At 63.2% G+C, this 9,951-nt stretch carries 5 protein-coding genes; all 5 read left to right on the forward strand.

Going from position 1 to position 9,951, the window contains the following annotated elements; translation table 11 throughout:
- Positions 1–5: 5 nt before the first annotated feature.
- Positions 6–1,355, forward strand: a complete 1,350-nt coding sequence (tssK, locus tag BME24068_RS21765) for a type VI secretion system baseplate subunit TssK (RefSeq protein ID WP_174927318.1) — start codon at positions 6–8, stop codon at positions 1,353–1,355.
- Entirely contained in the window at positions 1,352–2,665 is a 1,314-nt protein-coding gene (gene tssL / locus BME24068_RS21770; RefSeq protein ID WP_174927319.1) for a type VI secretion system protein TssL, long form, read from the forward strand. The genes tssK and tssL overlap by 4 nt, the downstream gene beginning before the upstream one ends.
- 13 nt (positions 2,666–2,678) lie before the next feature.
- Entirely contained in the window at positions 2,679–6,668 is a 3,990-nt protein-coding gene (gene tssM, locus BME24068_RS21775) for a type VI secretion system membrane subunit TssM (RefSeq protein WP_174927320.1), read from the forward strand.
- A gap of 73 nt (positions 6,669–6,741) precedes the next feature.
- Positions 6,742–9,327 (forward strand): type VI secretion system Vgr family protein, encoded by a 2,586-nt coding sequence (locus tag BME24068_RS21780; RefSeq protein WP_244962177.1) that lies wholly within the window; start codon positions 6,742–6,744, stop codon positions 9,325–9,327.
- Between the two features lie 46 nt (positions 9,328–9,373).
- Positions 9,374–9,951 (forward strand): PAAR domain-containing protein (locus BME24068_RS35100; protein WP_244962178.1); only part of this gene is annotated, 578 nt, incomplete at its 3' end.

Consider the following 9,951-nt stretch of genomic DNA (forward strand, 5'->3'; position numbering starts at 1 on the left):
TTGTGATGAGTTGGTATAACAAGGTTGTCTGGAGTGAGGGGCTTTTCTTGCGCCCTCAGCTTTTTCAGCAGCAAGAGCGGTATTTAGAATCTTTGGTTCATCGGCGCAGTGTTCCCCTGAGTCCGTTTTTCTGGGGGTTCAGCCGCTACGATATCGATCGTGAAGCGCTGGCATTCGGCAAACTGGCTTTCAAGTCCGGCGCGGGCGTGTTTCCGGACGGCACGCCGTTCGACGTCCCCGGCATTGCGCCGGCTCCCGCACCGATGACCATCGGACCGGAACATCAGGGCCAACTGATCTTTCTCGCCGTTCCGCTGCGCTTGTCCCATACCGAGGAAACCGCGTTCGAGGACGATGGCGGTTCGCATGCGCGCTATCTCGCCTACGAGACGGAATTGCGTGACAGCAATGCGATCGGCCAGGGGCCCAAGCCGGTTCAGCTCGCGAATTTGCGCCTGCGTTTGCTCCTCGAGAAGGAACTGACGGAGTCGTGGATCGGTATCGCGCTGACGCGGGTGAAAGCGGTGCATGCCGACGGCTCGGTGTCGTTGCATGATGCGGATCATATTCCGCCCGTGACAGGCTACGGCGCAAATCCGTTATTGCGCGAATGGGCGACACAGTTGCACGGACTGGCCAAGCTCCGCGCCGACGCGCTTGCGTTGCGCTTGTCAGGAGCCGATCCGCGCGCGGGCGCGGTTGCGGAAGTCGGCGACTATCTGCTGCTGCAGGTACTCAATCGCTATGAGCCGCTTCTCGAACACCTGTGCCGGATCGAAGAAATTGCGCCTGTCGATCTGTATCGAGAGCTTGCCCTTTTCGCCGGCGAGCTCTCGACGTTCGTGCGCCCGCAGACGCGCCGTCCGCTGGCGACGCCCGGATACGCGCACGCGAGGCTTTACGAGAGCATCAGGCCGTTAGTCGATGAGGTACATCATCTTCTGAATCAGGTGCCGGTTCGCGGCGCTCAACCGATCATGCTCACGGAGCAGGCGCACGGCATTCGTACGGCGACCGTCCTGCCGGAGGAACTTGCCGGCTATTCGAGCCTCGTGTTGGCCGTCGGCGCACAAATGCCCTCGGAATCGCTGCAGCAGCAATTTCTCGCCCAGACGAAAATCAGTCATCCTCATCGTATTGCCGAGCTGATTCGATCGCATCTGCCGGGCTTGCCGATGGTCGCGTTGCCGGTGCCGCCGCGGCAGATTCCGTTTCATTCCGGATTCGTCTATTTCGAACTGTCCAGAACCGGTCCGTTCTGGGAGCAGATCGCGCGGCACGGAGGGTTGGCCATGCATGTCGCCGGACATTTCCCTGAACTCAAACTTGAACTGTGGGGCGTGCGTCAAAAATGAGTACAGAAACGTACGGCGATTTCGACTTCCTGCTGGAGCCAGGGCCCGGCGGTCGACACAAGACGCCGCCGGATTTTTCCACTGGACGTCTTCCCGATGCGGGGTCGGCCGTCGATCCGGCCGTGTTCGATCTGCCGGAAGATCCGCAGGTCCGGATCGAGCGCATGCGTGCCGCCCGAAATCCGCTGCTCGAAGCCGCCCGTCCGTTGTTGCGCATGCTGGCGGACATGCCCGCTTCGCTGGATTCCCCGGCCGGGGCGGCCAGCCTGCGTCAGCTGGTTGCGCGCGAGATCACCGCGTTCGGCAGCATTTGCGACAAGGTAAACCTGCCGTGGCAACACTTGGCGGCAACGCGTTATGCACTGTGTACGGCGCTTGACGAGGCGGCAAGCCGTACGCAATGGGGGCGGGGCATCTGGGCACAGCATAGCTTGCTCGTTGCGTTCGAGGGCGAGGTCGATGGCGGCGAGAAATTTTTCCTGCTGATCGGCCGCATGGCTGCGGAGCCGGCGACGTACATCGATGTTCTGGAGGTGATGTACCACATTCTCAGCCTCGGATTCGAAGGTCGCTACAGCGTCGTGGCGGACGGCCATCGTCATCTCGAACAAATCCGCCAGAGATTGCAGGTTCTGGTCGGGGATGCCCGCGGTACCGCGCATTCCGATCTTTCGCCGCACTGGCGCGGCGAGGCGCCCGGAAAGTTCCGTCTCCTGAGGAGGGTGCCTGTCCGGGTGACGGCCGGGTTGGCGGCGCTTGCTGCGCTCGCGCTGTTTGTCCGGTACGAGTTCCTGCTTTCGTCGAAGCGCGAGGTCGTCGAGGCCGGGATCGCCGCGATTGGGCGGATCGATCCGGTCCCGGTGCCGGCACCGGTCGTACGCGAGCGGCTGAGTCTGTCCGCGTTGTTGAAGGACGAAATCGCGAGCGGCTGGGTGGCAGTCGACGAGAACGCACGGAGCGGCACGATCGTGTTTCGGGGCGACGCGATGTTTCGGCCCGGCAAGAGCGCCCCCCGTCCGACACTGGAGCCGACTCTGGAGAAGATCGCGCAAAAGATCGCCGGGTTGAACGGCCGGATCGTCGTGACCGGATATACCGACAATCAACCTATCAAAACCCGGGAAATGCCGAACAACCAGGTGCTGTCCGAGCGCCGCGCCGCGGTGGTCGCGGACCTTCTGAAGTCGCACGGCATATCCGCCGGTCGCGTTGCGTCGATCGGCGAGGGTGACGCCCGGGCCGTCGCGAGCAATGCCACGGCGGATGGTCGCGCCCGTAATCGACGCGTGGAAATTCTCGTCGAGAAATAAAGAGAAAGTTTTGATGCAATACTTGAATCGCCTGTTGAAGATGGTTAGGTCGCGACAGATGCTGATATTCGCGATGGCGATCGTGGCCGTTGCGACTATCTGGCTCGCCGGGCCACTGGTTGCGTTTGATGATTATCGCCCGTTCGAGACCGTCGCCGCCCGCGCGCTGGCGACCGTCCTGGTGCTTGCGACGTTGCTGTTCGGTTTGTTCGGATGGCCGTACGGTTTCCTGATCGTTGCACTTGTTTGCGCCGTCGTATGGTGCTTCGGGCCGTCCCTGAAGTTCGGCACCGCCTATCCGTTGGCACCGTCGTGGGCGCGAGTTCTGGCGATCTCGATCCTGTTGGCAGGTTGCGCGATATATGGGCTCCACCGTTTGTGGAAGGCGCTGCGCCGCGACAGCGCATGGCTGCAGCGTGTCCTGAACCCGTCGTCGAAGGAACAGGATGTCGGCTCGCGTTCGTGCGACGACATGCGCGCCATCGAGTCGTCGATGGCGAGAGCGATCGAGAAGCTCAAGCGTATCCGGGGGGAAAAAGCCGGCCTCGGCCGCTTGCTGGAGAGCCAGCGTTACCTTTACGAACTGCCCTGGTACATGGTGATGGGTTCGACGGGGGCGGGGAAGACCGCGTTGATCCTGAATTCGGGTCTCGACTTTCCCGAGGCCGAGCAGATGATTGCCGCGGCGAGGAAGCGACGCGTGGGCACGGCGAACTGCGACTGGTGGTTCACGAACAAGGCAGTGTTGATCGATACGGCGGGGCGCTATACGGTTCAGCACGCGTTGCCGCAAGGCGAGGGCGCCGCGGCCGATGCGTCGGCGCGCGACAATGCCGTGGAGTGGCGAGGTTTTCTCGAGCAACTGCGCAAGCGGCGCGCGCGCGCGCCGGTCAACGGCGTGCTGCTGGCCGTTTCCGTCGAAACGCTGCTGACCCTCTCGCCGTCAGAACGCGAGATGTTCGCGGCGTCGATGCGCGCGAGGCTGCACGAGCTGCATGGCGACCTCGGCATCCGTTTCCCGATTTATCTGATGGTGACGAAGCTCGACTTGCTGCCGGGATTCTGCGAATACTTCGATTTTCTGACGACGCAGGAGCGCGAGCAGGTTTTCGGCTTCACGTTGCCTTATCGGGACAGGGATCCGCAGTACGGCTACGACACGCTCCATCTGGACTGCGCGGCCGAACTGCGCGAACTGGGACGACGAATCGAGGACGGGATCGATGCAAGGCTGCTACAGATCCTGGAGCTGGAGCGACGCAAGAAGCTCTACGCGTTGCCTTCCGAATTTCGCAGCCTGTGCGACGCGCTGACCGAGCTGATTTCGAGGGTGTTCCTCGAGTCGACCTACGACGATACGCGGCTGCATGGCATGTTGCGCGGTGTCTATTTCACGAGCGCGGTGCAAGGCGATGCGCGGGTGCCGGCTGACGTCACGACGGTGATGCAGCGGCTGCGCCGAGGGCTGGCCGGCGTCGTCGGCGGCGACGCGCCGGAAGATATGCCGGTGCGGCCGGGGCGGGTGGAGCCTGCCGGGTATCGGAGTTACTTCCTGAACGATCTGTTCCGGCACGTCGTCGTGACGGAAGGCCACCTCGTTCGCGGCAATCGTCGCTGGGAGATGCGTTTCCGGGCACTGCGCTTTGGCATGCATCTGTCGCTGATCCTCGTGGCGGCATGGCTCGCCCTCTCTTTTTCCCGGAGTTTCGAGAATAATCGGGAATATCTCGACACCGTCGGCCGGAAGAGCGAGGCGCTCGCATCGCGTATTGCTTCCGGCGACAGAAAGATGCCGCTCGGTGCGATGGCGCCCGTCCTGTCGGCCGCCCGCGATCTGCCGAAGTTCGACGGACTCGATCTGGACGATCCCGGTCTCGCGTGGCGCTACGGCATGTACACCGGAGCAAGCGTGCGCGGAGCCGCGGACGGAACCTACGCGCGCCTGCTGAACCGGATGCTGCTGCCGGAGTTGACGGCCAGGATGGGTTCGGTGCTCGGCGCCCAGATCGAAGCGCGAAATGCGGACGACGTCTACGGTACGCTGTCGGTCTATCTGATGCTGGGCGATCGCTCCCGTTACGACACGGAGGCGATCAAAGCCTGGGTGATGAATGATTGGGAACGCGGAAAAGTCGCGGCGTCGCCTGTCGAGCTCGACATCATGGTCGGCCATCTTGACGCGCTGCTGGCGCAAGGCGCGTCGGCCGCGCCCGCCGGGACGCTCGACATGCACCTCGTCCAGCGCGCCCGCGATTTCCTCGGACGCGTTCCCGCATCGGGGCGCCTCTACGAACGGGCGATCGCCTCGATGGCCGGCCAGGCGCCGGAGAACGTAACGTTGAGCCGGGCGGCCGGCCCGCAGGCGCCGTGGGTTTTCGCGCTGGCCGACGGATCGGCCTTCGAAAGGGGAATCCCGGGCCTCTATACCTTGGAAGGCTATCGCGGCGTTTTCGACAAGCTGTTGCCCGAATTTCTCGACCGGACGCGAAAACAGGATGCGTGGGTCATGGGGCGGGCGGGCGGCCCGCTCGAGCGGACGCTGTCGTCGGCGAGCGTCGGCGCGTCGGTCGCCGGCAGCGATACGCTTGCCGATGAGATTCGACACCGGTATCTGATCGATTACGGAAATTATTGGACGCGATTCGTCGACGACATCAGGCTGGTCATGGGAGGGGACGATCCGTCGTCGCTCGACATGCAGACGCTTCGCATGCTCGTCGAATCTGATTCGCCGCTGGTCCGACTGGTGCGAACGGTGGTGCACGAAACGTCGCTGTCGATGAGCGACGGCGCGCAGCAGGCTTCGCTCGCCGATGCCACGGTCAAGCACGTCGCCGGCGGCGGCACGCGTGTCGCTCGGGCGGTGGAGGCGGCGGGCAAGGCGCTGGACGCCGGGCGTCCGTCACGGAAGAAGATGGAGCGGGAACTGGTCGACGACCGCTTTGCCGCGTTGCGCGACATCTCGAATGGAGGCGGAAGCCGCGCGCCTGACGGTGAGCCGGCCATACCGCATGCGGCGGCCGGCGTTGGCGAGATGCCGCGCCTGGACGGCATCATCGGTCTGGTGGGCAGAGAGTACATGCGCCTTTCGATGATTAACGACGCTCTCGCGAGCGGCAGCATGCCCGCGGCGGACAGTCTGCGTTCGGCGATGCAGTTCGAAGCCGAGACGTTGCCGGCACCGTTGCGAGCGGTGCTCGGAAGCATTGCAGCGCGGTCGGGTGAACGGGTGGAGCGCGGTGTCAGGTCGCTGCTGACGTCGCAGATCGATGTCGGCGTCGGCGCTTTGTGCCGCAGCGCGATTGAAGGCAAGTATCCGTTCGCGGACAGCGCGCAAGAGGTCGAGATGGACGACTTCAATCGTCTGTTCGCAGCGGGCGGGGTGTTTGACGAATTTTTCCGGAAGGCCCTGGCCCATCGCGTCGATACGGACGTCCGGCCATGGCGCTACAAGCCGACCGTGCCGGGTATGGCGTCGATACGAGAGCCGGATCTCGAGCCGTTCGAACAGGCCGCCGCGATCCGTCAGACCTTCTTCCGCGATCCCGGGGCCGCTCGGATGTCGTGGAAGCTGGGTCTCAAGGTCGTGTCGATGGATCCGGAGATCACGGATCTGCTGATCGACATCGACGGACAGAGCATGCGCTATGCGCACGGTCCGGTCACGACGGTGCCCATCACCTGGCCCGGGCCGCGCGGCGGATCGATGGCCGGCCTCACGGCCAACCCGCGCGTGCGGCCGGACACGTCGACCATCGTGACCGAAGGGCCGTGGGCGTTGTTCCGCCTGATCGATCGGGCACGCGTGACATCGACGTCGTCGTCGAGCCGCGGCGTCGCGGATTTCATATTCGACGGCCGCCATGCCTCGCTCGAATTGACGTCGGGCAGCTATGCGGGGCTGCAGCCGCTCGATTTGATGCGGCGGTTTCGTTGTCCGGGCAGCGGGAGCGCGCGCGGGGCGGAAGCGGTTGCGTTGCTTCGTTCCAACGAAGCCCGATAGCGTTGTTGGCGCGTTCTTCCGGCATTCCTGGCCGGATCGTTTTCGACGAACATGATTTAGATGAGAGGTGCGCATGCAGGACAATTCCACCAGAAACACAGCATTTCGGATGCGCCAGACGAAGGAGCGGCCCGGATCGGCGGCGCCTGCGCGGGAATCCTCGAATGACACACGTCATCAGGAGCGCGTGGTCGGGGTCTCGGGCGAGGCGGTTCCGGAGGTGTTGGACGCGTCTACTTCGAAGCGCGAACCAGCCTTGAAATTCGTGTCGCTGCGCGGCAGCGAACGGCTCGGCAAGTTGTTCGAATACGAAGTGATACTCCGTACGCTCGATGATTCTCCGGTGCCTGTCGACCGTAGCAAGGGCGTCGATCTGAAAGATCTGAAAACGCTGTTGGGCAAGGAGATGACCATCACGGTGATGTCGGATCGAACCGGTGATTCGACGACCGAGGAGAACGACGCCATTTCACGCGAGATCACGGGGTTGGTCGCGCAGGCGGAATATCTGTACGAAGAAGGGCGGTTCCACGTTTATCGTGTTGTCCTGAAGCCTTGGATATGGCTGGCGACGTTGACGGCCAAATTCAGGATATTCCAGAACAAGACCGTGATCGCGATCATCGACGAGGTCCTGAACGAGTATCCATATCCGGTCGAGAGGCGGCTCGACGCCGGTCGATATGGTGTGCTCGGAGACAGTGGGCGCAATGAGCCGCGCACTTTTCAGGTTCAGTATGGCGAGTCCGATTTCGATTTCGTTCAGCGCCTGATGGAAGAGTGGGGGATCTATTGGTTTTGCGAGCACGTCGACGGCAAGCACCGTCTCGTCCTGTGCGATCACATTGATGCGCATAAGCCGTCGCCGAATCCCGACTATCACACGCTGGCGTTCCAGCCGCAGCGCGGCAAGACCGATGCCGAATATGTATCGACCCTGTCCATGACGCAGACGCTGCATGCCGGCAGTTATGTCACGAGCGACTTCGATTTCACGCAGATCGGAGCGGATCTTCGCGCGAGCAGCAGACAACCTCGCGATACGAACTGGGGCAAGATCGAATGGTATGAGTGGCCGGGTGACTACACCGACCGACGCCACGGTGAATTGCTCGCGCGCGTCCGCATGGAGGAATTGCGCGCTCCAGGTACGCGCGCGAAGGGCGAGGGCAATTTGCGCGGGCTGTCGTGCGGTCAGATATTCAAGTTGAACGGGCACCCGCATCAGGCCGCGAACGGCAAGTATCTCGTCATCGAAACGCAGCTCGAGTTGAGCGTCAATCCGCTCGAATCGGGCAGCGGCTACGAATATGCCTGCAGCAACCATTTCGAGGTGCAGCCGACGAGCGAGGTATTCAGACTGCCGAGACTGACGCCGAAGCCACGCGTTAGCGGCCCGCAGTCGGCCATCGTGGTGGGGCCCCCGGGAAACGAGATCTGGACCGACGAGTTCGGCCGGGTAAAGGTCCGTTTCCTGTGGGACGTCGCTCCCATGTCGGATTCTTGCTGGATCCGGGTGAGTCAGGCCTGGGCCGGCGAGGGTTTCGGCGGGATGTGCATTCCGCGTGTCGGGCAAGAGGTCATCGTCGATTTCTGGAACGGCGATCCGGATCGCCCGCTGATTACGGGTAGTCTGTACAACGCCCGCACGATGCCGCCGTGGGAACTTCCCGGCAACGCGACGCAAAGCGGCCTCATGAGCCGTTCGCTCGGTGGCGGACTCCAGAATTTCAACGGCATTCGTTTTGAGGACAAGGCCGGCAGCGAGGAATTCACGATGCAGGCCGAAGGTCTGATGAATCGCCTGACGAAAATTCACGAATCGCATGTGGTGGGAGCGAACCTGACGGTGGGCGTGGGGTTGACGTATGGCGTCAACGTCGGGGCGGCGCATAGTGTGTCGGTCGGCGGTGCGTTTTCCAGCAATGTCATCGGCCTCGCGAACTACGTCGTTGGTCAGACGCAGTCGGTATCGATCGGTGGCGCGGAATCGACGACGATCGGCGGTACGTCGGCATTGTCAGTCGGGTGTGCGCGTTCCGTGACAGTCGGCGACGGGTACTCGCTGAATGCGGCGAGGGAACTGAAGCTCGTGTGCGGATCGTCGTCACTGACGATGACGTGCGACGGGAAGATCAAGCTGACCGGCAAGACGATCAGTATCGAGGGCGACGATCGCGTCGTCGTCAAGGGCATGCCATTGGAGCTTAATCCAAGCGGCGGCGACAGCGGCGAATGCGGAGGCGGAGGCGGTGATGCGCCGATCGTTCCGAACGTTCCGCTCCTGGCACCGGTTATTCCTGTCATTCCGGATTTGCCGGTCGATGCCGTTCTCGGCGCAGTCGGCGCAGTCGCGGCAGGTGTGGCGGGCGTAGTGGGTGTTGCCGGCGCGGTCGTCGCCGCACCGATACCGATACCGGTACCCGTTCCCTTGCCGACGCCAGTCCCGACGCCGACACCGACGCCGACACCGACGCCGACACCGACGCCGACGCCGACACCGACGCCGACACCGACACCGACACCGACACCGACACCGACACCGACACCGACACCGACACCGACACCGACACCGACACCGACGCCGACGCCGACACCGAGCTTTACGGAGCTGGCCAATGGCAGCGATGCCGGCTCAGAGAAGGTCGGCCGGAATTGACGGTGACCATGGGTTATCCCTTGTCGTTTCGAGGAGAATATTCGCTATGTTTGCAGCAGCCCGCGTGGGCGATTCCGTAGGGCCGGGTGGTGAGATTACGTCCGGTTCGTCGTCAGTCCTGATCAACGGAAAGGCGGCGGCATTGGCCGGCGTGAGTTCGGCGACTTGTCCATTGCATTTATCCGCACAGGCGATTGTTCAGGGATCGGATACCGTCTTGATCAACGATGTACCTGCAGCGCGGGTTGGGGACAAGACGTCCTGTGGCGAGTCGATCAATTCAGGTTCTCAGGATGTGCTGATTGGAGAGGGAGGCGGCGGGCGCACCGCCGCCTCCGTTGCGGCTACACCGGCCACCCCTGCCGCTCCGGTTCTGGCGCCTGTCCTTCCGCGACTGGCCATTGGGCCGGGGTCCGTCGATGCTGTCGGCATTGTCGGGGCGGGCCTGGCAGGTGCCGTGGGCGCGGTAGGGGGCGCGGTGGTTCCGTTGCCGGTGCCAGTACCCGTGCCGATTCCAGTCCCGACACCGACACCGACGCCAACACCGACACCGACACCGACACCGACACCGACACCGACACCGACACCGACACCGACACCGACACCGACACCGACACCGACACC

The organism is Burkholderia anthina (assembly GCF_902498995.1).
Lineage (GTDB): Bacteria > Pseudomonadota > Gammaproteobacteria > Burkholderiales > Burkholderiaceae > Burkholderia > Burkholderia anthina.

Bases quoted from the DNA above. Each gene is read 5' to 3' on its own strand.
- tssM (WP_174927320.1), top strand. From the start codon at position 2,679: ATGCAATACTTGAATCGCCTGTTGAAGATGGTTAGGTCGCGACAGATG.
- BME24068_RS21780 (WP_244962177.1), top strand. From the start codon at position 6,742: ATGCAGGACAATTCCACCAGAAACACAGCATTTCGGATGCGCCAGACG.
- tssL (WP_174927319.1), top strand. From the start codon at position 1,352: ATGAGTACAGAAACGTACGGCGATTTCGACTTCCTGCTGGAGCCAGGG.
- tssK (WP_174927318.1), top strand. From the start codon at position 6: ATGAGTTGGTATAACAAGGTTGTCTGGAGTGAGGGGCTTTTCTTGCGC.